Below are 22,625 nucleotides of genomic sequence, written 5' to 3' on the forward strand. Positions count from 1 at the left end.
CTCTGGAACAAGGCCGGCGGCTACTCCGCCGGCTGCGCATCCTCCAGCGCATGGGTGGTCGGGCCGCGAGCCAGTTCGGCCTGGAGGCGGGCGGTGTCCAGCTCCCCCTCCCAGCGACTGACCGCGACGCAGGCGACGCCATTGCCGACGAGGTTGGTCAGCGCCCGGCACTCGCTCATGAATTTGTCGATGCCGACCAGGACGGCGAGCGCCGTGATCGGGATGTCCGGGATGACCGAGAGCGTCGCCGCCAGCGTCACGAACCCCGCCCCCGTCACGCCCGAGGCGCCCTTCGAGGTCAGCATGGCGACCAGCAGGATCGTCAGCTCCTGCCCCAACGTCAGATGCGTGTTCGTCGCATAGGCGAGGAACATCGTGGACAGCGTCATGTAGATATTGGTGCCGTCGAGGTTGAAGCTGTAGCCGAGCGGCACCGTCAGCCCGACCACATTGGGCGAGCAGCCGAGCCGCCGGAGCTTCTGCATGATCTGCGGCAGCACGCTCTCGCTGCTGGAAGTGCCGAGGACGATCAGCAGCTCCTCGCGGATATAGGCGACGAAACGGATGATGGAGAAGCCGCAGAAGCGGGCGATGCTGCCGAGCACCAGCAGCACGAAGAGGATGGAGGTGAGGTAGAAGGTCGCCACCAGCTCCCCGAGGCGGATCAGCGAGCCGAAGCCATAGGCGCCGATGGTGAAGGCCATGGCGCCGAAAGCCCCGATCGGCGCCGCCCGCACAACGATCTTGACCACGCCGAAGAAGATGGCGCTGAGGCTGTCGACGGCATGGCTCGCCGCGTCCCGCGCGCGCTCGGGCAGGGCATTGATGGCGAAGCCGGTCAGCACGGCGAGGAACAGCACCTGCAGCAGGTCGCCGCCGGCGAAGGCGCCGATGAAGGTGTCCGGGATGATGTGCATGAAGTGGTCGATCACGCTGTCCGACTGCGCGCGCTGGGCGTAGCCTTGCACCGCCTTCGCATCGAGCTGGCTCGGATCGATGTTGAAGCCCGACCCGGTCTGGAAGACCTTGGCGACGATCAGCCCGATGGCGAGGGCGAAGGTGGAGACCACCTCGAAATAGAGGATCGCCTTCACGCCGACGCGGCCGATCCGGCCGGCATCCTTCACGCTGGCGATGCCGTGGACCACGGTGAGGAAGACGACCGGGGCGATGACCATCTTGATCAGCTTGATGAAGCCGTCGCCGAGCGGCTTCAGCGCCGCCCCCGTCTCCGGCCAGAGGGCGCCGAGCGCGACACCTATTACGATGGCGATCAGCACCTGGACATAAAGCAAGGACAGCCAGCGCCGCGCCATACTGAGTATTCCCCGTTCGTCCTACCAGCCGTTGACCCGGTCCCAGACCGCGATCACCTCCTCGCCGCCATCGACCACGTAGTACCGATCATGCGCCGCCGCAGTCAGGCAGCAATGATTGGGCGCCACCCGCAGCCGCGCGCCGACCGGTAACGCGGGCAACGGCGCCCCGTTCTGGACCTCGCCGTGCTCCTGATAGGCACGGGTGATGATGGCCCGGCCGAGGCTCGGGCGGCCGAGCCGGTCCAGCACCAGGCCGAAGCCGTAATCGACCGGCGCCGCCGCCGTGCTGCGATCCTTCGACAAGGCCAGCGCCCCGGCATCCAGCAGCAGCGTGTTGCGCGCCGCGCTCCGCCCGATGACCGAACCGAGCACGGTCAGCGCGATATCCTCCGTCGCATGGGTGCCGAGCTGGGCCTGGAACAGGTCGCCGAACATATAGACGCCGGCCCGGACATCGGTGACGCCATCCATCCGCCGCGCATAGAGCGCGGTGGGGGAGGAACCGAGCGAGACGATCCGCACCGGCAGCCCCGCCGCCCGCAGCCGGGCGGCGGCCGTGGTGATGCCGGCCCGCTCGGCCTCGGCGACCGCGGCCATGTCCTCCGGGCTGCGGCCGTTATAGCTGTGGCCGGAATGGCTGAGCACGCCGGCGAGGCGCGGGCCGAGCGCGGCGCCGATCGCCTCCAGCAGCGGATCCTCGGGCGGGATGCCGCCGCGGCCCTCGCCCACATCCACCTCGATCAGCGCCTCGATCGGGCCGGGATGGAGCGCGATGGCGCGGGCGACGTCGAGATCGTCGGTGATGACCTTCACCGCGGCGCCGGCCTCGTTCAGCGCCGCCACCGCATCGAGCTTCGCGGGGGTGATGCCGACGGCATAGATCTGGTCGCGCCAGCCGGCCTCGGCGAAGTAGCGCGCTTCGGCCAGGGTGCTGACCGTGACCGGGCCGAAATCCGGCGAGGCGAGGCGGGCCACCTCGCGGCTCTTCGCCGTTTTCAGATGCGGTCGCAGCACTAGGCCGGGATGGCGATCCACCGCCGCCTGCATCGCCGCCAGGTTGCGCTTCAGCAGGCCGAGATCGAGGACGAGGCAGGGGGTGGGCAGGTCGTCGAGGGTCACAGCGCCACTCCCATCAGTTCCGCAATGCGCGGCGTCGCCTTCAGCCCTGTGCCGGTCAGCACCACCACCGTCCGTTCCTCGGGGCGGATCGTCCCCGTCTCCAGCAGCTTGGCGAAGGCCGCCGCCGCCTGGGCGCAGGTCGGCTCGACATAGATGCCGGTGCGGGCGAGGTCGAGCGTCGCGGTGACGATGGCCTCCTCGCTCAGCATCACCGCGCCACCCTGGGTCTGACGCAGCACGCCGATGCATTCCGGCAGGCGGAGCGGCTGGGCGATGGCCGTGCCCTCGGCAATGGTGGCGCGCGCTGGCTCCGGGTCGAGGTCCAGGAAGGCGCGGGCGATGGGGGCGCAGTTCGCTGGTTGCGCCGCGAAGATGCGGGGCAGCCGGTCGATGCTGCCGGCGCGCATCAACTCGCTGAATCCGATGGCACAGCCGAGCACGTTGGAGCCGGCGCCGCAGGGGATGATGACGTTGTCCGGTGCCCGGAAGCCGAGATCCTCCCAGAGCTCATAGGCCAGCGTCTTGGTGCCCTGGAGGAAATAGGGGTGCCAGTTGTGGCTGGCATAGAAGATGTTCGCCGCCTCGCGCAGGGCCGCGTCGGCGCAATCCTGCCGGCTGCCTGGCACCAGCTCGATCTCGGCCCCGCTCGCCCGGCTCTGCACGGTCTTCGCCGGGGAGGTGCTGGCCGGCACCATGATCTTCGCCCGCATGCCCCCGGCCGCGGCATAGGCGGCAATGGCGGCGCCGCCATTGCCGCTGCTGTCCTCCAGCACCGCGGTCACGCCCTCGGCCCGCAGCAGGGAGAGCATGACAGAGGCGCCGCGGTCCTTGAAGCTGCCGGTCGGCATGAACCATTCGCATTTCAGCAGCGCGGTCGCCCCGGCGATGCGGCGTGGCACCAGCGGGGTGCAGCCCTCGCCCATGGTGATCGGCTCGCCGGCCAAGGGCGGCAGGGCAGCGCGATACCGCCAGAGGCTACGGGTCGTGCGGTCGATCGCATCCGGGCCGATGCCAGGCTGTTCGGTCAGCAGCAGCGGTTCCTGATTGTCGCCACACCAGCGGGGAGCACCGAGCGGCCAGGTGCGGCCGGTGCGCGGGTCGAGATAGGCCAGCATTTCCATCCGCGGAGACTTGCCCTTTCGCCCGGCCGCGGCAAGGCTTGGCGGCATGAGCCCCGTCCTGACCCTCGCCCGCGACCTGATCGCCATCGACAGCCGCTCCTCCCGCTCCAACCTCCCCGTCGCCGAGCGGATCGAGGCGGAGCTGGCGGGCTTTGAGGTCGAGCGGCTGGACTACACCGATGCGGCCGGGGTGGCGAAGCGGGCGCTGGTCGCGCATCGCGGCCCGCCGGGCGGCTATGCCCTTTCGGGCCATATGGACACGGTGCCGGAGACCGGCTGGACCGAGGATCCCTGGACGCCGCGGCTCGATGCCGAGGGGGGGCTGCACGGGCTCGGCAGCGTCGACATGAAGGGCGCGGTCGCCGCCTGCGTCATGGCCGCGAAATCCGTCCCGGACGGGGTGCCGGCGACCCTCCTCATCACCACTGATGAGGAAACGACCAAGGCGGGCGCCCGGGCGGTAGCCGGCAGCGCGCTCGCGCAGTCCCTCGGCCTGCGTGGGATCGTCGTCGCCGAGCCGACCGGGCTGGTGCCGATCCGCGGCCACCGCTCCTCGGTCAACATCGTCGCCCGCGCGCATGGGGTGCAGGCGCATTCCTCCGGCGCGCTGGGGCGCAATGCCAATTGGGTGCTGATCCCCTTCCTGGCGGAGATGCGCGCCATCCATCTGCGGCTGCGCGAGGATCCGGCGCTGCACGACCCCGCCTATAACCCGCCCTTCACCGATTTCAACCTGGTCATCGACAACCACGGCACGGCGGTGAACGTCACCGTCCCGCTCGCCACCTGCCGCATCAAGTTCCGCGCCAGCCGCAGCCTGGACCGCGCGCCGATCCTCGAGGAGATCCGCGCCGCCGCGGCCCGAGCCGGGGTCGAGCTGGAGATCGCCGCGGAGGGCACGCCGCCGGAGCTGCCGGCCGAGCATCCGCTGATCCGCCATGCGGCGATGCTCTCGGGCCAGGCATCGCGCACCGCGGCCTTCGGCACCGATGCCTCGGAGCTGCAATCCCTCGCACCCTGCGTCATCCTCGGCCCGGGCGGGATCGAGACGGCGCATACGCCGCATGAATGCATCCCCGTTGCGGCGCTGGAGGCGGCGGTGCCGCTCTTTGCCCGGCTGCTGACGGAAGCCTCACGTGCCGCTTAATGGTCTGACATGTAACGATATTGGAAAGGCTGCCGGCGTGCCCCATATCCTCGGCACCCTGGCCACACCGCACAGAGACCGATTCCCGATGCCGACCGCCCGTGCCAGCCTTGCATTGATCCTCCCCTTGGCCCTGGCCGCCTGCGCCGTGGCCCCGCCCACCGGCCCCTCCGTCTTCGCTCTGCCGTCCAAGGGCAAGGACATGGCCCATTTCCAGGGCGAGGACCTGAACTGCCGCAACTACGCCCAGGCGCAGATCGGCGGCACCACGCCGGCCCAGGCCGCGAATCAGTCGGCGGTCGGCAGCGCCGCGGTCGGCACCGCTGTCGGTGCGGCAGCGGGTGCCCTGCTGGGGGCGGCTGGCGGCGCGGCGGGGACGGGCGCCGCGGTCGGCGCCGGGGCGGGGCTGCTGACCGGCTCGGCGATCGGCGCCAACAACGCCAATGCCTCATCCGGGTCGCTGCAGCAGCGCTACGACATGGCCTATGCCCAGTGCATGACCAGCGCGGGGAACACCATCAGCGCGCCGCAGCCACCGGCCTATGCCTATGCGCCACCGGCCTATGCGGTGCCCTATGGCTATCCCTATCCCTATTACTGGGGGCCGAGCGTCTCCTTCGGCGTCTATGGCGGGCGTTACTGGGGCCGCCCCTGGGGACATCCCTATGGCTGGCGCCGTTGGTAGGCAGCGTCACTCCAGCTTCAGGTCCAGTTCCTTCACCTTCCGCGCCCAGAAGGCGCTCTCGCTCCGCACCGCCTCGGCGAAGGCGGCGCGGGGCTGCTCCGGGGCGGGCTCCAGCCCGTCATGCTCCAGCCGCTCGCGGAATTTCGGCGTGGCGGCAGCACGGCGCGCCGTGGCCTCCATCCTGTCCATCAGCTCGGCCGGCACGCCGGCGGGGGCGAACAGCCCATGCCAGCCGGTGATGACCGCGCCGGGCAGCCCGGCCTCGGTCAGGGTCGGCACATCCGGCAGGGCGGCAATACGGTGGTCGCCGGTCACGGCGATGGCGCGCAGCTTCCCCTCTCGCACCAGGGTCAGCGCCGGCGGGGGCGAGGAGAAATTCATCGTCACCCGCCCGGCCACCACATCCAGCAGCGCCGGCGCGGTGCCGCGATAGGGCACATGCTCCATCTCGACCTTCGCGGCTTCGGAGAAGAGCACGCCGGCCAGGTGGTTCGCATTGCCGACGCCGCCCGAGGAATAGGTCAGGTCCCCCTTCGGCCGGCTGCGGATATAGGCGAGCAGCTCCGGCAGGGTCTTCGCCGGGACGTCCGGATGCACCACCAGCACGTATTGGTAGGAGGAGACCTGCGCCACCGGCTGCAGGGCGGTGGCGAGGTCGAGCCGCTCGCTTTTCTGCAGATGCGGGTTGACGATGATATTGGTCGAGACGGCGAAGAGCAGCGTGGTGCCGTCCGGCCGCGACCGCGCCACGCTGACCGAGCCGACCTGCCCCGCCGCGCCGCCGCGATTGTCAACGACGACGGTCTGGCCCAACTCGGGCGCGAAGACCTGGGCGAATTCGCGCCCGGTGATGTCGGTGCCGCCGCCCGCCGCATAGGGCACGACGATGGTCACGGCACGGGCGGATTGCGCCAGGGCCGGGCCGCCCAGCCCGGCGGCGGCAAGGCCGAGCAGCAGGTCGCGGCGGGCGGGATCGGGCCGAGACATCGCATCCTCCATCATCTTGTCCCGAGCGGTATACCCCGGTGGCGGCTACGGCAATGCCGGCGCGTCCTCATTCCCGCTTGAACCTTGGGCCGAAACCGCGTTGACCTAGCGTTGGGAGACTTCAACGGGAGGACGAGCATGGCACGGGTTGCATTGGTCACCGGTGGGCAGCGCGGAATCGGCGCTGCGATCAGTGAGGGGTTGAAGGCCGCCGGCCGGACCGTGGTCGCCAGCTATGCCGGCAACGAGGCCGCTGCGCAGGCCTTCACCGAACAGACTGGCATCCCCTGCTACAAATTCGACGTCTCCAACTTCACCGCCTGCACGGAAGCGGTGGAGCGGATCGAGGCCGAGGTCGGTCCGATCGAGGTGCTGGTGAACAATGCCGGCATCACCCGCGACGCGATGCTGCGCAAGATGAACCGCACCATGTGGGATGAGGTGATCGATACCAACCTCGGCTCCTGCTACAACATGTGCAAGGCGGTCTGGGACGGGATGAATGCCCGGAAATTCGGCCGCATCGTCAATATCGGCTCGATCAACGGCCAGGCCGGCCAGCTCGGCCAGGTGAATTATGCCGCGGCGAAGTCGGGCATCCATGGCTTCACCAAGGCGCTCGCCCAGGAAGGCGCCCGCAACCAGGTGACGGTGAATGCCGTAGCACCCGGCTATGTCGATACCGAGATGGTGCGTGCCGTCCCCCCCGATGTGCTGCAGAAGATCATCGCGCGCATCCCGATCGGCCGGCTCGGTCGCGCCGAGGATATCGCGCGCGGCGTGGTCTTCCTGACCGCTGACGAAGCCGATTTCATCACCGGCTCCACCCTCTCGATCAATGGCGGCCAGCATATGTATTGAGGTTGGCGGCGCGGCGGCGGGAACACCCGCCGCCGCCATCCGTTCTGGCGACTCTCCAACCGGGACAAGGGACGCCATGAGCAACAAGCACAATACCGGCCCCGACAATCGCGGCGATGGCCGCAGCGTCGATACCCCCCGCCCGCCGGACGATCTGGAGCGCAATCCGGGCATCGGCAGCTCGAAGGGCGTCTATTCCCGCACCGGCGTCGATCCGGAGACGATCGAGGGCGACAACACCGCCGAGGGCGATGTCATGAACGACGTCTCGCCTTCCGGCGCCGTCACCGGCAATCAGGGCCGCACCAACAAATAGATCGGCTGGCCTTCGCCCCTTCCGCACGGCATCCTGCGGCGCGGGAGGGCTTTGGCATGGGCTACGCGATCCTGGCATTCGACGGCGAGGATGAGGGCGCCTTGCAGCGCCGCATGGCGGTGCGCGACCGCCACATCGAGGTTCTCAACGCCTGGGCCGCGGATGGGCGGCTGGCGCTCGGCGTGCCGCTGTTTTCCGCCGCGGGGCGAATCCTCGGTTCGCTGATGGTGCTGGAGGTGCCGGACCAGGCGGGGCTCGATGCCTATCTCGCCGCCGAGCCTTTCAATCAGGGCGAGGTGTGGCAGCGGGTCGAGACCTTCCCCTTCCGCATCGCCCCCCTGCCCTACCGGCCGCTGCCACAGCCGGGCGCGCCCATCGCCAGCGCGCCGACGCATACGGTGATCTTCGCCTGGGACGGCACGGATGCCGAAGCCGAGCAGCGGCGGCTCGCGGTCCGCGGCCAGCATATGGCGCGCGTGCGGCCGATGGCGGAGGACGGCACGCTCGCCATGGGCGGCGCAATCCTCGATGCGCCGGGCGGCCGCATGACCGGCTCCATCGCCGTCATCGCCCGGCCGGACGAGGCCGGGGCGCGGGCCTGGCTGGCGGAGGACCCCTATGTGACCGGCGGCGTCTGGCAGCGCACCACGCTCTACCACACCCGCTTCGCGCCGCTGCCCTACCGGCCGCTGCCGGGCGCGACATGACGCACGACCTGCGCTTCTGCTGCGTCGGCGACAGCTTCACCGCCGGCGCCGGCGACGAGACGGCGCTCGGCTGGGTCGGACGCATCACCGCGGCCGCCTGGCATCGCGGCGTCGCGGCCACCGCCTACAATCTCGGCATCCGGCGCGACACCAGCGCCGATATCCGCCGCCGCACGGAAGCGGAAGTGCTGGCCCGGCTGCTCGCCACCGGCGGCGACACCCATGCAGTGATCTTCTGCTTCGGCGCCAATGACACGGTGCTGGAGGATGGGCTGCCGCGGGTGCCGCTGGAGGCGACGCTCGACAATGCGGCGGAGGTGTTGAGCTGGTCGGCCGCGCGCTGGCCGACGCTGATGTTGGGCCCGCCGCCGCTGCTGCATGAGGCGGAGCATGATGCCCGCGTCGCGGCGCTTTCGCCCGAACTGGCGGCGGTGGCGGCGGCGATGCAGGTGCCCTTCCTGCCGCTGCACGCGCCGCTTTCGGCCAGTGCCGCCTGGCGGCATGGCGCCGCGCGCGGCGACGGCATCCATCCGGATGCCGCCGGCTATGCCGCCATGGCAGCGCTGATCGAGGCCTGGGCGCCCTGGCGGGCGCTGTCCGGCGGGTAGCTCAGGGTCCGGTGAAGATCCGATTCGCCGCCCAGCTCACCAGCGAGACGACGATCGCGCCCCAGAAGGCCGGGCCGAAACCCTCGACCGCGAAGCCCGGCAGCAACGCCGCGGTCAGGCCGAGCATCGCCGCATTGATCACCAGCAGGAACAGGCCGAGCGTCACGATCGTCAGCGGGAAGGAGAGCAGGACCAGCACCGGCCGCACCACCGCATTCACCAGGCCGAAGATCAGCGCCGCCAGCAACAGGCTCGGCAGGCCCCGCACCAGGATGCCGGGCACGAGCTGGGTCGCGGCCCAAAGGGCGAAGGCGGTGATGAAGAGGCGGGCAAGGAATCCCATCGAGGCGTCTCCGCAAATGCTGCGCCGCCGCATATGGTGCGGCCTGCGCCTTTGGACCCTATCATTTTGTCGAACACTGCCACCCTGGCCGGATGCGCGGCGCTCGCGCTCTGGGCTTTCCTCGCACCGCTGGCCCGAATGGCGCAGCCCCTTCCGCCGCTGCTGCTGACGGCGCTCGGCTTCGCCGCCGGCGGGCTGCTCGGCCTCGGTGTCGTCGCGGCACGCGGGCGACTCGGGGCGCTGCGGCAAGGGCCGGTGGCCTGGGCGCATGGTGTCGGCGGGCTGGCCGGATTCCATGCCCTCTATTTCGCCGCCCTGGCCCTCGCCCCGCCGGTCGAGGCCAATCTGCTGAACTACACCTGGCCGCTGCTGATCGTGCTGCTCTCGGCGCCGCTGCGCGGATTGCCGCTCGGGCCACGGCGGCTGCTGGGCGTGGCGCTGGGCGCGGCCGGGGCGGCACTGCTGCTGGCCGGTGGCGCGCATTTCCCGGCCGAGGCGCTGGCCGGCTTCGCCTGCGCCATCGGCGCCGCCATGACCTGGGCGCTCTATTCCGTCCTGTCGGGGCGGCTGGCCTCCGTGCCGACCGAGGCGGTGGCCGGCTTCTGCCTCGCTTCCGCCGCGCTGGCCTTCGCCGCACATCTCGGGCTGGAGGCGCCAGCGATGCCGGGGCCACGGCAATGGCTGGCGGTGCTGCTGCTTGGCCTCGGCCCGATGGGGGCGGCCTTCTTCCTCTGGGATATCGGGATGAAGCGGGGCGACCCGCGGCTGCTGGGCACCCTCGGCTATGCGACGCCGGTCGCCTCCACCCTGCTGCTGGTGGCGCTCGGCGAGGGTGCGCTGAGTTGGCAGGTGCTGGCCGCCACCGCCCTGGTCGCGGGCGGCGGCGTGCTGGCGGCGCGAGCCTAGCTGCCGACCTTCAGCGTGCTGGTCAGCCCGCGCAGGCAGGCGAGGATCGAGAGCGGGGTGATCTTGCCGGTGCGGGGGTTCTCCTCGCTCGGCACATTCTCGATCGTCATGGTCAGCCGCGCCGCCGCGGCCTCGACCCGGATGGTATGGGTGTTGCGGGTGACCGTCGGATCGCCCCAGATCTCGACCATGGTGCGCTCCGGCCCGATGCCGGCGAGCGCCAGCGCCGCGGCGACATTCACATTGGCCGGGAAGCCGCGCGCCGCATCGAAGGCATTGCCCTTGAAGACCAGCCGCGGCGTGGTGATGCCGAGCACGTCGATCCCGTTCTCGATCAGATAGGGCGCGCCCTCCAGCCCGCGCGGGGGCTTGCGCGTCTCGATGGTAACGCTGGAGACATCGCCCTCGGCCGCGGCGCGGACCGCATCCAGCCCGAGCAGCGCGCCGGTCGGCACCACGATGCGGGCGCCTGTCTCGCGCGCACGATCCACCAGATGCATCCGCGGCAGCAGCGCGCCGACGCTGGAGGGCACGAAGATGCGGCCGCGGGCGATGGCGGATTCGGCGATGGACTCGAAGACCGCGGCGGGCGCCGCCTCCACCACGACATCCGCCGCCTCGGCGAGTTCGGGCAGAGCGACCAGCGCCGGCGCGCTGCGGAAGCCGGCGATGGTGCGGCGCGCCTTCTCCTGGTCCCGCGCCGCGACGGCGGTGAGGCGAAGGCCCTGCACACCCGCATCCAGGGCCCGGGCCAGATGGGCGCCGATGGCCCCGAGCCCGCCGATCGCCACGCGCAATTCGCCTGCCATGCCTGCCTCCCTCTGGCCGCCCATCACAAGGCTGTAGCCGAATCGACCGCAGCACGGAACCCGCACGGCGTTCGGGCTTTAGGTGGAACGATGCAACCACAAGGAGCCAGTCGAATGACCCGCCACATCCTGCACGGCATCGCCGCCGCTGCCCTGCTGACCGGCCTCGCTGCCTGTGGCGGCCCGCGCGACGGCACGGCCGGCAACCCGCCGAGCACCGCCACGCAGCGCGCCTATGACCGCGCGACCGACAGCCCGCGCACCTCGGCCGATGGCCGCGGCAACAACCCTTCCGGCACCGCCGCCGAGCGGGCCCTGGACCGCGCTGCCGGCACCAACACCTCCGGCGCCTATCCGTCCCAGTCGGATGGCCGTGCGGGCAACCCGCCGGGCACGGCGGCCGAACGCGCCTATGACCGCACGACCGGCTCCAACACCTCCGGCGCCTATCCGCGCAACCGCTAGACTACGGGGCTGCGGCCGCCATCCACGTTGATGGCGGTCCCGGTCACGTAGCCGCCGTATTGGCTGCAGAGATACAGGGCGAGGCCGGCGAATTCCTCCGGCTTCCCCAGCCGGCCAACCGGCACGGGCTTGCCCATCTCCGCCTTCCACTCCTCCCAGGTGATGTTCCGCTGCTCCGAGGCGTGGCGGCGGACCCATTGGTCGCTCTCGATGATGCCGACCAGCATGGCATTCACCAGGATGCCGTGCCTGGCACCCTCATTGGCCTGCACCTTGGTGAGCGCCATGCCGGCGGCGCGCGTCACCGCGGTCGGCGCGCCCTCGGCCGGCGGCGCCTTGGCGCCGATATTCAGCACGTTGATGATCCGCCCCCAATGCCGCGCCTGCATCCCCGGCCAGGCCAGCCGCGCCAGGCGGATGGCGGCGAAGAGCTTGAGGTCGAGGTCACTCTGCCACAGCTCGTCGGTGACGCTGGGGAAAGGGCCACGCTGGCTAGTCCCGGCATTGTTCACCAGGATGTCCACCTGCCCGAGCGCCGCCTCGGCGGCGGAAAAGGCGGCGTTGCAGCCCTCGGCGGTGGCGATATCGGCGGCGATGGCGGCCACCTTGGCCTCCGGCGCGGCGGCGCGGATCTCGGCCTCGGCCTTGGCCAGCGAGTCCTGCCCGCGGGCGACGATCGCCACATGGCCACCCGCCTCGGCGAAAGCCTTGGCCATGGCGAGGCCGAGGCCCTTGGAGCCGCCGGTGATCAGCGCGGCACGGCCATCGAGTCTGAGTTGCATGGATGCTTCCCCCCGGTTTGCGGTCGGGGCGCATCCTGCGCCAGCGGCGGGAGGGGGAAAAGGGATGGGCGACCTACGGGACTCGAACCCGTGACATCCAAGACCACAACCTGGCGCTCTACCAACTGAGCTAAGGCCGCCATCGTGCCGGGGCGGCAAGCCCCGGCGCGGGGGTGATAGGGCTAGCCGGCCACCGCCGTCAACTGCCGGCCGCCACGCGAGGCCAGCCAGGCCCGCATCCGCTCCAGCGCCGCATCGATCACTGCCTCGCCCTTGCAGAAGGCGAAGCGGGCATAGTGGCTGGGCGCGTCCGGGCTGGCATAGAAGGCGGTGACCGGGATGGCGGTCACCTTCGCCTCCTCGGTCAGCAGCCGGCAGAAGGCCACGTCGTCGCCGTTGAAGCCGAGCGGGCGGAAATCCGTGGTGATGAAGTAGCTGCCCTGGGTTGGCAGCACCCCGAAGCCGAGCTCCGCCAGACCCTTCGCCAGCCGGTCGCGCCGCGCCTCGAGGCTGGCCGAGAGGCCCGCGAAATAGGCATCGTCCTTCATCAGCCCGACCGCCACGCCCCGCTGCAGGTTGGGCGGGGTGGTGAAGGTGAGGTTCTGATGCGCCTTCGCCACATTCGGGGCGAGAGTGCGGTCGCAGGTGATGTAGCCCACCTTCCAGCCGGTCAGGCTGAAGGTCTTGCCGGCCGAGCCGATCCGCATGCAGCGCTCCCGCATGCCCGGCAGGGTCATCAGCGGGATATGCTTCCAGCCATCGAAGGTCAGGTGCTCATAGACCTCGTCGCAGATGGCGTAGCAGTCGTGGCGCTGGATCAGATCGGCGATGAAAGCGAGCTCGGCGCTCGTAAAAACCTTGCCGGTCGGGTTCATCGGCGTGTTGAACAGGATGGCCTTGGTCTTCGGCCCGAAGGCGGCGGCCAGCTCGGCCCGCGGCAGCTCCCATTTCGGCGGCGAGAGGCGGACCATTCGGGGGATCGCCCCCAGCATCCGCACCACCGGCAGGTAGGTGTCGTACAGCGGCTCGATCAGGACGCATTCGTCGCCCGGGTTCAGCACCGCCATGAGGCAGGCGGTGATCGCCTCGGTGGCGCCGGAGGTGACGACGACCTCGGCATTGGGATCGACCTCGATCCCGTAGAAGCGCCGGTTATGGGCAGCGACGGCCTCGCGCAGTTCCGGCACGCCGGTCAGCGGCGGGTATTGGTTGCGACCATCCTTCAGCGCCGCCGCCGCGGCCTCGATGACATCCTCCGGCCCGTCATAGTCGGGGAAGCCCTGGCCGAGATTGATGGCGCCGTGCTGGACGGCCAGCGCGGACATCACCGTGAAGATGGTGGTGCCGGTGGCCGATAGCAGATCGTTCTGGGGCTTCATCCGCCCTGCCTTTCCCTGGTCCTGTATGAGGAGGCCCGGCGCCGGGCCAATCCGCCCATCATACGCATCCGGGGCCCGCGGTCACCTGGGGCCGACCACCAGACAGAGTTTGCCGCTTTTATGGGCCATCTGCCGCCTGATGAGGCGCATTCGCCACCGATGGGGCCGGAATCCCTGGACACGCCCGATTGAACGGGTGGCATGCGGCGTGCAAAACAGCGTCGCGCGGCGATGGCGCAACGGGAAACGTCAGGCCGAACAGCTTCGGGATCGGTTCCCGAATTCGGGACCAAACACGCTGGACGCAAAGCGGAGCCGATGAAAAAGATCGAGGCCATCATCAAGCCCTTCAAGCTCGACGAGGTGAAGGATGCCCTGCACGAGATCGGTCTGCAGGGTCTGACCGTCGTCGAAGCCAAGGGCTTCGGGCGCCAGAAAGGCCATACGGAACTCTACCGTGGGGCCGAATACGTCGTGGACTTCCTGCCGAAGGTGAAGATCGAGGTGGTCTGCACCGACGACCTGGTGGACCGCGCCGTCGAGGCGATCTCCCAGGCCGCGCGAACCGGCCGCATCGGCGACGGCAAGATTTTCATCTCCGACATCCAGGAGGTGATCCGCATCCGCACCGGAGAACGGGGCGACGACGCCGTATAGCCCCGGTCGCACCGCCGAATTCCGGATTTTGCGAAATCCCGGAATGGTGCATCAGGGTCAGGGCATCAGCCGCCGCCAGCCTCGCCCGGGGCCGGCAGCGGGCAGACCCGGCCGGCGTGCCGCCCCATAGAGGGCAGGGCGCGGGCCGGTTCGCGGCCGAGGGCTTCAGGCCCCTGCCGCGGCAAAGGGCATCGTGGGCCCCGCAAGGGGTTTCGGGACCAGCTAGGATACAGGACAGAAGCGCATGACGGACAAGGCAGCCGCCGTCTCCAAGGTCATGGAGATGATCAAGGAGCACAGCGTCGAATACGTGGACTTCCGCTTCACGGATCCGCGCGGCAAGTGGCAGCACACCGCCCAGCACGTCTCCACCGTCGAGCCGGAGGTGTTCGAGGACGGCATCATGTTCGACGGCTCCTCGATCGCCGGCTGGAAGGCGATCAACGAGTCCGACATGATCCTCATGCCGGATCCCGAGAATGCCTGCATGGATCCCTTCTCGGCCAAGCCGCAGCTGATCCTGTTCTGCGACATCATCGAGCCTTCGACCGGCCAGATGTACTCCCGCGACCCGCGCTCGACCGCGAAGCGCGCCGAGGCCTACCTGAAGTCGACCGGCATCGGCGACACCGCCTTCTTCGGCCCCGAGGCCGAGTTCTTCGTGTTCGACAGCGTGAAGTTCGGCACGGGCGGCAATTTCGGCCACTTCTCGCTGGAGTCCATCGAAGGCCCCGGCGCCAACATGAAGGACTACCCGGAAGGCAATATGGGCCACCGGCCCGGCGTGAAGGGCGGCTACTTCCCAGTCAACCCGGTCGATAGCGAAGTCGACCTGCGCGCCGAGATGCTCTCGACCATGATCGAGATGGGCGTCCCCGGCGAGAAGCACCACCACGAGGTGGCGCAGTCGCAGCACGAGCTCGGCACCAAGTTCGGCCCGCTGGTGCAGCAGGCCGACTTCATGCAGATCTACAAGTACTGCATCCACAACGTCGCCCACAGCTACGGCAAGACCGCCACCTTCATGCCGAAGCCGGTCTATGGCGACAACGGCTCGGGCATGCATGTCCACCAGTCGATCTGGCGGGATGGCAAGCCGCTCTTCGCCGGCAATGGCTATGCCGACCTGTCGATGGAAGCGCTGTATTACATCGGCGGCATCATCAAGCACGCCAAGGCGCTGAACGCCTTCACCAACCCGCTGACCAACAGCTACAAGCGGCTGATCCCGGGCTTCGAGGCCCCCGTACTGCTGGCCTATTCGGCCCGCAACCGGTCGGCGTCCTGCCGCATCCCCTACGCGACGAGCCCGAAGGCGAAGCGCGTCGAGGTCCGCTTCCCCGATCCGGGCGCGAACCCCTACCTCGCCTTCGCCGCGATGCTGATGGCCGGCCTCGACGGCATCAAGAACAAGATCCATCCGGGCGACCCGATGGACAAGGACCTCTACGACCTGCCGCCGGAGGAGCTGAAGGGCATCCCGACGGTGTGCGGCTCGCTCCGCGAGGCGCTCGGCGCGCTCGAGGCCGACCACGACTTCCTGCTGGCCGGCGATGTCTTCACCAAGGACCAGATCGAGAGCTACATCGAGCTGAAGTGGGGCGAGGTCTACCGCTTCGAGCACACCCCGCATCCGGTCGAGTTCGAGATGTACTACTCGGTCTGATCAGGACCGAAGCCGAAGGGGGCCGCACCGCGAGGTGCGGCCCTTTTCAATTCAGCGCGGCTTGAACACCGGATAAGGCGGGCCGCCCTCCGCGGTCGGCCGCCAGGCGATCTGCACCGCCTGGCCGATCGCCAGGCTGTCGTAGTCGCATTCGACGATGTTGGTCATCATCGTCGGCCCCTCCTCCAGCGTCACATAGGCGACCGCATAGACCTCCGGCGCGCGCTTCATGACGCTGAGGCTGTAGATTGTGCCGCGGCCCGGGCTCTCGACCCATTCCGTCGCCTCGCTCATGCAATGCGGGCAGCAGGCGCGGGGATACCAATGCGCCTTGCCGCATGCGGTGCAGCGCTTGATGAGGAAGCGTCCCTCGCGCGCCGCCGCCCAGAAGGGCTCGGTCTCCGGATTCGCCATCGGCGCTGGGATGCTGCGTTCCTTCGCCATGGCCTCTACTCCCGTTCCATGATGAGCGTCGCCGCGCCGTGCCGGCTGCCGAGCAGCCCGCCGGTGCCATGCGCCAGGGCCAGCCGGCAATCCTTCACCTGCACCGCCGGATGCGCCTCCCCGCGCAGCTGCCGCACCGCCTCGATCACCTTGGTGATGCCGCCACGATTGGCCGGGTGGTTGTTGCAGAGCCCGCCGCCATCGGTGTTCCAGGGCAGCTTGCCGACGCCCGAGATCAGGTTGCCATCGGCGACGAACCTCCCGCCCTGGCCCTTCTCGCAGAAGCCGAGATCCTCCAGCTGCACGACGACGGTGATGGTGAAGCTGTCATAGACCGAGGCGTATTGGATGTCGGCCGGCTTCACCCCGGCCTCGGCGAAGGCCGCCGGCCCGCTGCGGACGCCGGCCGAATAGGTCAGGTCCACATCGCCGCCCATCTGGCCCTTCATGGATTCGCCGGCGCCCAGCACCTTCACCAGCGGCCGCTTGAGGCTGCGGGCGATCTCGGGCGCCACCACCACCAGCGCCCCGCCGCCATCCGAGACGACGCAGCAATCGAGGCGATGCAGCGGCGTCGCGATCAGCGGGCTGCCGACCACCTGCTCCACCGTCACCACATCGCGCAGCATCGCATGCGGGTTGTGCTGTGCGTGGTGGCTGGCCGCGACCTTCACCCAGGCCAGCTGCTCGGGCGTGGTGCCGAACTGGTACATGTGCCGGGCGGCGACCATCGCATAGGCATTCACCGTCGCCACGCCGGTCGGGAATTCCCATTGCGTGTCGGGCGCATCGGCGCCGCGGATGCGGGGCGTCGCGCCCGAATGCCCCTCGGACCGCGGCCGGCCCGCGAGCGTGATCAGCGCGACGGAGCAGCGCCCGGCCGCGATCGCCTCCGCCGCATGGGCGACATGGGCGATGTAGGAACAGCCGCCGAGATCGGTGCTGTCCAGGTGGCGGAGCGTCAGGTTCATGTAGTCGGCCATGGCCAGCGGGCCGAGGCCGGGCGCGTCGCCGGCGCAGAAATACCCGTCCACATCGGCCTTGGTCAGCCCCGCATCCCGCAGCGCGCCGAGCGCCGATTCGGCATGCAGCTGGGCCACCGACTTGTCCTTGGCCAGCCGCGTCGGGTGCTCATAGGCCCCCGCGATATAGGCCTTGCCCTTGATGGTCATTCCGCCCCTCCCTCCGTGGCCGGGACAGTGTCGCGCCGCCGGGCGGCATGGGCAAATCCCCAGACGCCGCCTATCCTGCCGCGGCTTGCCTTGGGGAAACGGTCCATGTCCGAAGCCACCGGCCCGCTGAAGGGCCTCCGCGTGCTCGATCTCACCGCGGTGGTGCTCGGCCCCTTCTGCACCCAGATGCTGGGGGATTGGGGCGCCGACATCATCAAGATCGAACCGCCGAGCGGCGACATCGTCCGCAATTCCGGCGTCTACCGGAACCGCGGCATGGCCTCGGTCTTCCTCGGCATCAACCGCAACAAGCGCGACCTCGCCATCGACCTGAAATCGCCGGAGGGGGCGGAGGTGCTGCGCCGGCTGATCCCCCAGATGGACGTGCTGGTGACCAATATCCGCCCCGCCGGCATGGCCCGCCTCGGCTTCGGGCCGGAGGAGTGCCGGGCGCTCAACCCCCGCCTGGTCTTCGCCGTCGCCACCGGCTTCGGCCAGGACGGCCCCTACCGCGCGCGCCCGGCCTTTGACGAGATCATCCAGGCCTCCTCCGGCTTCGCCGACATCGTCGGCGGGGAGAATGGCAACCCGCCGGCTTTCGTCCCCTCCCTCATCGGCGACAAGGTCACCGGCATGGCGCTGCTCTCGGGCGTGCTCGCCGCCCTCTACCACCGCGAGCGGACCGGCGAGGGCCAGCTGGTGGAGGTGCCTATGCTGGAGACGCTGACCGCCTTCCTCAGCGTCGAGCATCTGGGCGGCCTCGGCTTCGAGCCGCGGAATGGCGATGCTGGCTACAAGCGGCTGCGCTACCGCAAGCCGGCACCGACCAAGGACGGGCACATCACGCTGCTGCCCTATTCCACCGCCAACTGGATCGCCTTCTTCACCATGGCCGGCCGGCCGGAGCTGATCGACAGGCTCTCGGTGCGGGACCCGGTGCAGCGCAACGCCAATATCGACGCGGTCTATGCCGCCATGGCGGAGATCGCCGTGACGCGCACCACCGCCGAATGGCTGGCGCTCTGCGAGGAGCACGACATCCCGGCGACCGGCTTCACCCGGCTGGAGGAGCTGACCGAGCACCCGCACCTGAAGGCCGTCGGCATGTTCGAGATGCATGACCACCCGACGGAGGGGCGCATCCGCATGGCCAAGCCGCCGACCCGGTTCGAGAAGACGCCGGCCAATATCCGCCGCCTCGCCCCGCGCCTCGGCGAGCATACGCGGGAGGTGCTGGGCGAGCTTGGCTTCTCTGAGGCGGAGATCGCGGAGATGGAAGCCCGCAAGGTGGCGCGCCAGGCATGAGCAGCCCCAGCCTCTCCCCCCGCATCCAGGCCACCGCAGCGCCGGCCATCCCCACCGCCCGCGCCTGGGCGGCGCGCTATGCCGGCGCGGCGGGGCCGGTGATCGACCTGACCCAGGCCGTGCCCGGCTATCCGCCGCATGCCGACCTGCTGGCGAAGCTGGCCGAGATGGCCGGCAGCCGCGCTGCGGCCGGCTATGGCCCGATCGATGGCGACCCGGCGCTGCGCGAGGCGCTGGCGGCCGATATGGCCGGCTTCTACGGCGCCCCGATCGGCGCCGGCGACATCGCCATCACCGCCGGCTGCAACCTCGCCTTCGCCATGACCATGGCGGTGCTGGGCGGGCCGGTGATCCTGCCGGTGCCCTGGTATTTCAACCATCGCATGGCGCTGGAGATGGCGGGCATCCCGGCCATTCCCCTGCCCTGCCGCGCCGAGGACGGCTTCGTCCCCGATCCCGACCGCGTTGCCGAGGCGCTGCGCGCCGGCGGGCGCGTGCTGGTCCTCGTCACGCCGAACAATCCGACCGGCGCGGTCTATCCGGCGGCGGTCATCGAGCGCTGCGCCGCGCTCTGCCGGCAGCACGGCGCCTGGCTGGTGCTGGATGAGACCTATCGCGACTTCCTCCCCGCCGAGGCCTCGCCGCCGCACGGCCTGTTCGGCGATCCGTCCTGGCGGGAGGGGCTGGTTCATCTCTACAGCTTCTCGAAATCCTATTGCGTGCCCGGCCACCGGGTCGGCGCCATCGCCGGCGGTCCTGTCTTCCGCACCGCGCTGCTGAAGGCGCTCGACACGCAGCAGATCTGCCCGCCGCGCGCCGCCCAGGCGGCGCTGGCCTGGGCGGTGCCGGCGCTGGCCGAATGGCGGGCGGGCAACCGCGCCATCATGGCGGAGCGCGGCGCGGCCTTCCGCGCCGCCGCGACGCAGCTGCCCGGCTGGCGGCTCGATGCGCTCGGGGCCTATTTCGCCTATCTGCGGGTGCCGGAAGACGGACCGGACTCCATGGCCGCGGCCGAAGCGCTGGCGGCCGAGCGCGGGCTGCTCGGCCTTCCTGGACCCTTCTTCGGCCCTGGCCAGGATCGGCATCTCCGCCTCGCCTTCGCCAATGTCGAATTGGCCGAGATCGGCGCCATTCCCGGCCGGCTCGTGGGTGGCAACGACCCGCTCGCAAGGGCGTGAAGTTTTTGTGTGCGGTCTGAACAGTCGCCTGCCTGCCCCGTTCTCCCGCCACCTCACCGCACAGGGAGACAGGGCGTGGCAGGCAAGCAGGACAACCGGCACGGCGATCATGGCCAGGGCGATGTGAAGCATCCCGAAACCGATCGTCGCCTGAAGGAAAACCGTGGCAGCGAGGCCGGGCAGTCCGGTGGCCAGCAGGCCGACCATACCGGCCAGCGCGGCCAGGTGAAGGACCCGGAGCATGACGGCCGCCTGAAGGAGAACCGCGACCAGGGCATCTCCAAGCACACCACGGATGGGCGCCAGGATGTCCAGCATGGCGGCCAGGGCCGGGTGAAGGACCCCGAGCATGACGGGCGCCTGAAGGAAAACCGCTGAGCCTTGCCGGACCGGCGCCCTGCGGGGCGCCAGTCACCTTCCAGCCGGCCTTCGATGGACTTTCCGCCCCCCTCGGCTAGTCTTTCCCGGCCAGAGAAAAAACATGGGGGAACATCCAATGATTGCACGGCGCAGCTTCGCGGCCCTCGCCGCAATGGCGTCCCTGCTCACCGTCGGCACGGCGCGGGCACAATCGGCCGATCAGGCGGCCCTGACCCAGGCGGTCGACGCCCTGAACAAGGCCATGGTCGATGTCGACCAGGCGAAGCTCGATGCGCTGACCGCGGATGAGCTCAGCTACGGCCACTCCGCCGGCCGCATCGAGACCAAGCGGCAATTCATCGACTACCTGGTGTCCCGCCAAAGCGCCTTCCGCTTCATCAACACCAGCGACCAGACGATCTCGGTCGTCGGGACCGACGCGATCGTGCGCCACATCTTCGTGGCGGAAACCACCGATCCGGCCGGCAAGGTGACGCCCGTGCGCATCGGCATCCTCCAGGTCTGGACCCGGCGCGGCAGCGACTGGCGCCTGCTGGCGCGGCAGGCCTACCGCCTTTAGAGCAAACTCCAATCAGGCGATCCCGCCTGATTGGAGTAATTTGCTCGCCAAAAAAGCTTAGAGCGACTTCCGTGAGCCCCAGGCGAACGGAAGCCGCTCTAATCGGCAGTGATCTTGGCGGCCTGGGCGAGCTGCCGCTGCGCGGTGAGTTCGGTGCGGGTCTGTTCGGCCAGCGCCTCCGGCGTGCCGCCCATCACCTCCAGCCCCTGGCGGCGCAGTTCCGCCAGGGTCGCCGGCGCGGCGAGCGCGGCATTGGTCAGCGCGTTGAGCCGCGCCAGGATCGGTGCCGGCGTCCCGGCCGGGGCATAGATCGCCCACCATCCCTCGACCACCACGCCGGGCTGCCCGGCCTCCGCCATGGTCGGCACATCGGGGAAGAGGAAATGCCGTGCCGCGCCGGTGACGGCGAGCGGCCGGATCGCGCCCGACTGGATATGCGGCAGGAAGCCGAGCGGGTGATAGACCATCGCATCCAGCGTGCCGTTCAGCAGGTCGGTCACCGCCCGGGCGCCGTCGCGGTAGGGCACATGGGTGGTCGGCACGCCGCTCCGCAGTTCGAGCAGCGCCTGGGTCAGATGGCCCGTGGTCCCGGTGCCGGCCGAGCCGACCGAGAGCGGCCGCCGCCGCGCCAGGGCCAGGAATTCACCGAGCGTCGCCACGCCGAGTTGCGGCCGCACGCCGAGCACGACCGAGGTGCGGCAGAAGCTGGCGATGGGCGCGAAATCCCGCAGCGGATCATAGGGAATGCCCGGCATGATGGCCGGATTGGTCGCCATGGTGCCGCTGGTGCCGAAGAGCAGGGTGGTGCCATCCGGCGCCGCCTGGGCCACCGCCGCAGCGCCGACCGTGCCGCCGGCCCCGCTGCGGTTGTCCACCACCACCGGCTGGCCGATCCCCGACGCGATGGCGCTGCCGGCGATGCGGCCGAGGATGTCGGTCGTCGTCCCGGCCGCGAAGGGCACCACCAGCCGGACCGGCCGGTCCGGCCAGGCCTGCGCCCGGGCGGCGGCGGGAAGGGCGAGACCAAGGGCCAGCAGGTGACGGCGCTTCATGGCGCGGGATCCTCCGAGACATAGTTGGCAAAGCCGGGCATCGGTTGCCCGGCCCGCAGCGGCACGCATTCCGCGGGCGGCTCCGCGAGGAAAACCGCACCGCGATCCGCCAGCAGGCCGAGCACCCGGTCGAGATGCCGCATGGCGCCATTCGGCAGGTCGTGCAACACCATCAGCAGGGGCGAGGTCGCGGCCCCGGCCATGGCGAGCGCCGTCTCCGGCCAGCCATCCGGGTCGGCGAAGTCACGCGGCACCGCATTCCACAGCACCACCGTATGGCCGCCGGCCTGGAGATGCGCCGCGGCGGAGGTGTTCAGCAGATGCGGCCCGATCGCGCCGCCGCCGCCATTGGGGCGGAAATACCGCTCCGGCTCCCGCAGCGGGCCGAGCAGCGCATCGGCCTCCGCAATCTCGCGCACCGCCTCCGCCCCGCCGCGGCGGCCGAGCGGCGCGCCATGCGTCAGGGTGTGGTTGCCGACCCGGTGGCCTTCCGCCCGCGCCCGTTCAGCCAGCGCCCGCGCCGCCGGGTCGCGCAGCCGTTCCACCACGACGAAGAAGATCGCGGGGATGCGGCGGCGGGCGAGCACCGCCAGGACCTCCTCCGTCACGCCGGGTGTCGGTCCATTATCGAAGGTCAGTCCGATCGGCTGCATCGCG

The 22,625-nt window shown here is 70.0% G+C and carries 26 protein-coding genes and 1 tRNA gene; 14 read left to right on the forward strand and 13 right to left on the reverse strand.

Features of this window, described 5'->3' with window-relative positions:
* Nucleotides 1-20 precede the first annotated feature (20 nt).
* From JMJ55_RS12660 to JMJ55_RS12670, 3 genes are read right to left on the reverse strand one after another with little or no spacing between them, the layout of a single operon-like run.
* Nucleotides 21-1,316 (reverse strand): dicarboxylate/amino acid:cation symporter, encoded by a 1,296-nt coding sequence (locus JMJ55_RS12660; protein ID WP_202825909.1) that lies wholly within the window; start codon nt 1,314-1,316, stop codon nt 21-23.
* A 21-nt stretch (nt 1,317-1,337) separates the two neighbouring features.
* Complete coding sequence (locus tag JMJ55_RS12665) at nt 1,338-2,438, reverse strand: alanine racemase (RefSeq protein WP_202825910.1); 1,101 nt, start codon at nt 2,436-2,438, stop codon at nt 1,338-1,340.
* Nucleotides 2,435-3,607 (reverse strand): pyridoxal-phosphate dependent enzyme, encoded by a 1,173-nt coding sequence (locus JMJ55_RS12670; RefSeq protein WP_236033654.1) that lies wholly within the window; start codon nt 3,605-3,607, stop codon nt 2,435-2,437. The genes JMJ55_RS12665 and JMJ55_RS12670 overlap by 4 nt, the downstream gene beginning before the upstream one ends.
* Here JMJ55_RS12670 and JMJ55_RS12675 point away from each other — a divergent pair.
* Both JMJ55_RS12675 and JMJ55_RS12680 read left to right on the forward strand, forming a co-directional pair.
* Nucleotides 3,606-4,706, forward strand: coding sequence for a M20/M25/M40 family metallo-hydrolase (locus JMJ55_RS12675; protein ID WP_202825911.1), 1,101 nt, complete (start codon nt 3,606-3,608; stop codon nt 4,704-4,706). The genes JMJ55_RS12670 and JMJ55_RS12675 overlap by 2 nt on opposite strands.
* Before the next feature lie 88 nt (nt 4,707-4,794).
* Complete coding sequence (locus tag JMJ55_RS12680) at nt 4,795-5,391, forward strand: glycine zipper family protein (protein ID WP_202825912.1); 597 nt, start codon at nt 4,795-4,797, stop codon at nt 5,389-5,391.
* Nucleotides 5,392-5,397: 6 nt separating this feature from the next.
* On the opposite strand, the gene JMJ55_RS12685 is transcribed toward JMJ55_RS12680, so the two are convergent.
* Nucleotides 5,398-6,378, reverse strand: coding sequence for a Bug family tripartite tricarboxylate transporter substrate binding protein (locus JMJ55_RS12685; protein ID WP_202825913.1), 981 nt, complete (start codon nt 6,376-6,378; stop codon nt 5,398-5,400).
* A 138-nt stretch (nt 6,379-6,516) separates the two neighbouring features.
* Here JMJ55_RS12685 and phbB point away from each other — a divergent pair, with 138 nt between their 5' ends.
* The 4 genes from phbB (at nt 6,517) to JMJ55_RS12710 (ending at nt 8,870) form a co-directional block, all read left to right on the forward strand.
* The gene (gene phbB, locus JMJ55_RS12690; protein WP_202825914.1) at nt 6,517-7,239 is read left to right on the forward strand and encodes an acetoacetyl-CoA reductase; all 723 of its coding nucleotides are present in this window, start codon (nt 6,517-6,519) and stop codon (nt 7,237-7,239) included.
* 76 nt (nt 7,240-7,315) lie between these two features.
* Nucleotides 7,316-7,555: a hypothetical protein gene (locus JMJ55_RS12695; protein ID WP_202825915.1), complete on the forward strand. Its 240-nt coding sequence runs from the start codon at nt 7,316-7,318 to the stop codon at nt 7,553-7,555.
* Between the two features lie 56 nt (nt 7,556-7,611).
* Entirely contained in the window at nt 7,612-8,262 is a 651-nt protein-coding gene (locus JMJ55_RS30980) for a YciI family protein (protein WP_236033655.1), read from the forward strand.
* Nucleotides 8,259-8,870 carry a GDSL-type esterase/lipase family protein gene (locus tag JMJ55_RS12710; protein ID WP_202825916.1) on the forward strand — a complete coding sequence of 204 codons (612 nt, stop codon included), beginning with the start codon at nt 8,259-8,261 and terminating at the stop codon, nt 8,868-8,870. Before JMJ55_RS30980 ends, JMJ55_RS12710 begins: the two co-directional genes overlap by 4 nt.
* Nucleotide 8,871: 1 nt before the next feature.
* On the opposite strand, the gene JMJ55_RS12715 is transcribed toward JMJ55_RS12710, so the two are convergent.
* Nucleotides 8,872-9,213 (reverse strand): phage holin family protein, encoded by a 342-nt coding sequence (locus tag JMJ55_RS12715; protein WP_202825917.1) that lies wholly within the window; start codon nt 9,211-9,213, stop codon nt 8,872-8,874.
* Nucleotides 9,214-9,246: 33 nt separating this feature from the next.
* Between JMJ55_RS12715 and yddG the strand changes: the two genes are divergently transcribed.
* Entirely contained in the window at nt 9,247-10,119 is an 873-nt protein-coding gene (gene yddG / locus JMJ55_RS12720; protein WP_202825918.1) for an aromatic amino acid exporter YddG, read from the forward strand.
* Here yddG and JMJ55_RS12725 read toward each other — a convergent pair.
* Entirely contained in the window at nt 10,116-10,928 is an 813-nt protein-coding gene (locus JMJ55_RS12725) for an aspartate dehydrogenase (RefSeq protein WP_202825919.1), read from the reverse strand. The two genes, yddG and JMJ55_RS12725, sit on opposite strands and share 4 nt — an antisense overlap.
* A gap of 114 nt (nt 10,929-11,042) precedes the next feature.
* On the opposite strand from JMJ55_RS12725, the gene JMJ55_RS12730 reads away from it, so the two are divergent.
* The gene (locus JMJ55_RS12730) at nt 11,043-11,393 is read left to right on the forward strand and encodes a hypothetical protein (RefSeq protein WP_202825920.1); all 351 of its coding nucleotides are present in this window, start codon (nt 11,043-11,045) and stop codon (nt 11,391-11,393) included.
* Here JMJ55_RS12730 and JMJ55_RS12735 read toward each other — a convergent pair.
* The 3 genes from JMJ55_RS12735 to JMJ55_RS12745 form a co-directional block, all read right to left on the reverse strand.
* Nucleotides 11,390-12,175: an SDR family oxidoreductase gene (locus tag JMJ55_RS12735; RefSeq protein WP_202825921.1), complete on the reverse strand. Its 786-nt coding sequence runs from the start codon at nt 12,173-12,175 to the stop codon at nt 11,390-11,392. The two genes, JMJ55_RS12730 and JMJ55_RS12735, sit on opposite strands and share 4 nt — an antisense overlap.
* A gap of 67 nt (nt 12,176-12,242) precedes the next feature.
* Nucleotides 12,243-12,315 (reverse strand) — tRNA-His (locus JMJ55_RS12740).
* Nucleotides 12,316-12,357: 42 nt separating this feature from the next.
* Entirely contained in the window at nt 12,358-13,554 is a 1,197-nt protein-coding gene (locus tag JMJ55_RS12745; RefSeq protein ID WP_202825922.1) for an aminotransferase, read from the reverse strand.
* 318 nt (nt 13,555-13,872) lie between these two features.
* Between JMJ55_RS12745 and JMJ55_RS12750 the strand changes: the two genes are divergently transcribed.
* Nucleotides 13,873-14,211 (forward strand): P-II family nitrogen regulator, encoded by a 339-nt coding sequence (locus JMJ55_RS12750; protein ID WP_202825923.1) that lies wholly within the window; start codon nt 13,873-13,875, stop codon nt 14,209-14,211.
* 244 nt (nt 14,212-14,455) lie between these two features.
* A complete protein-coding gene (gene glnA, locus JMJ55_RS12755) occupies nt 14,456-15,877 on the forward strand; it encodes a type I glutamate--ammonia ligase (RefSeq protein ID WP_202825924.1) in 1,422 nt (473 codons plus the stop codon).
* A gap of 51 nt (nt 15,878-15,928) precedes the next feature.
* Here the strand turns inward: glnA and JMJ55_RS12760 are convergent, their stop codons facing one another.
* Entirely contained in the window at nt 15,929-16,321 is a 393-nt protein-coding gene (locus JMJ55_RS12760) for a Zn-ribbon domain-containing OB-fold protein (RefSeq protein WP_202825925.1), read from the reverse strand.
* 5 nt (nt 16,322-16,326) lie between these two features.
* A complete protein-coding gene (locus tag JMJ55_RS12765) occupies nt 16,327-17,493 on the reverse strand; it encodes a thiolase domain-containing protein (RefSeq protein WP_202825926.1) in 1,167 nt (388 codons plus the stop codon).
* 105 nt (nt 17,494-17,598) lie between these two features.
* Between JMJ55_RS12765 and JMJ55_RS12770 the strand changes: the two genes are divergently transcribed.
* The 4 genes from JMJ55_RS12770 to JMJ55_RS12785 all read left to right on the forward strand — a co-directional run bounded on the left by JMJ55_RS12770 (nt 17,599) and on the right by JMJ55_RS12785 (nt 20,916).
* Nucleotides 17,599-18,798: a CaiB/BaiF CoA transferase family protein gene (locus tag JMJ55_RS12770; RefSeq protein WP_202825927.1), complete on the forward strand. Its 1,200-nt coding sequence runs from the start codon at nt 17,599-17,601 to the stop codon at nt 18,796-18,798.
* Complete coding sequence (locus JMJ55_RS12775; protein WP_202825928.1) at nt 18,795-19,976, forward strand: aminotransferase; 1,182 nt, start codon at nt 18,795-18,797, stop codon at nt 19,974-19,976. The genes JMJ55_RS12770 and JMJ55_RS12775 overlap by 4 nt, the downstream gene beginning before the upstream one ends.
* A gap of 75 nt (nt 19,977-20,051) precedes the next feature.
* The gene (locus tag JMJ55_RS12780; RefSeq protein WP_202825929.1) at nt 20,052-20,354 is read left to right on the forward strand and encodes a hypothetical protein; all 303 of its coding nucleotides are present in this window, start codon (nt 20,052-20,054) and stop codon (nt 20,352-20,354) included.
* A gap of 118 nt (nt 20,355-20,472) precedes the next feature.
* Nucleotides 20,473-20,916 carry a nuclear transport factor 2 family protein gene (locus JMJ55_RS12785; RefSeq protein ID WP_202825930.1) on the forward strand — a complete coding sequence of 148 codons (444 nt, stop codon included), beginning with the start codon at nt 20,473-20,475 and terminating at the stop codon, nt 20,914-20,916.
* Nucleotides 20,917-21,014: 98 nt separating this feature from the next.
* On the opposite strand, the gene JMJ55_RS12790 is transcribed toward JMJ55_RS12785, so the two are convergent.
* Nucleotides 21,015-21,968: a Bug family tripartite tricarboxylate transporter substrate binding protein gene (locus JMJ55_RS12790; protein ID WP_202825931.1), complete on the reverse strand. Its 954-nt coding sequence runs from the start codon at nt 21,966-21,968 to the stop codon at nt 21,015-21,017.
* Nucleotides 21,965-22,621, reverse strand: a complete 657-nt coding sequence (locus JMJ55_RS12795) for a polysaccharide deacetylase family protein (protein ID WP_202825932.1) — start codon at nt 22,619-22,621, stop codon at nt 21,965-21,967. Before JMJ55_RS12795 ends, JMJ55_RS12790 begins: the two co-directional genes overlap by 4 nt.
* Nucleotides 22,622-22,625: the final 4 nt, after the last annotated feature.

The organism is Belnapia mucosa (genome assembly GCF_016775475.1).
GTDB lineage: Bacteria > Pseudomonadota > Alphaproteobacteria > Acetobacterales > Acetobacteraceae > Belnapia > Belnapia mucosa.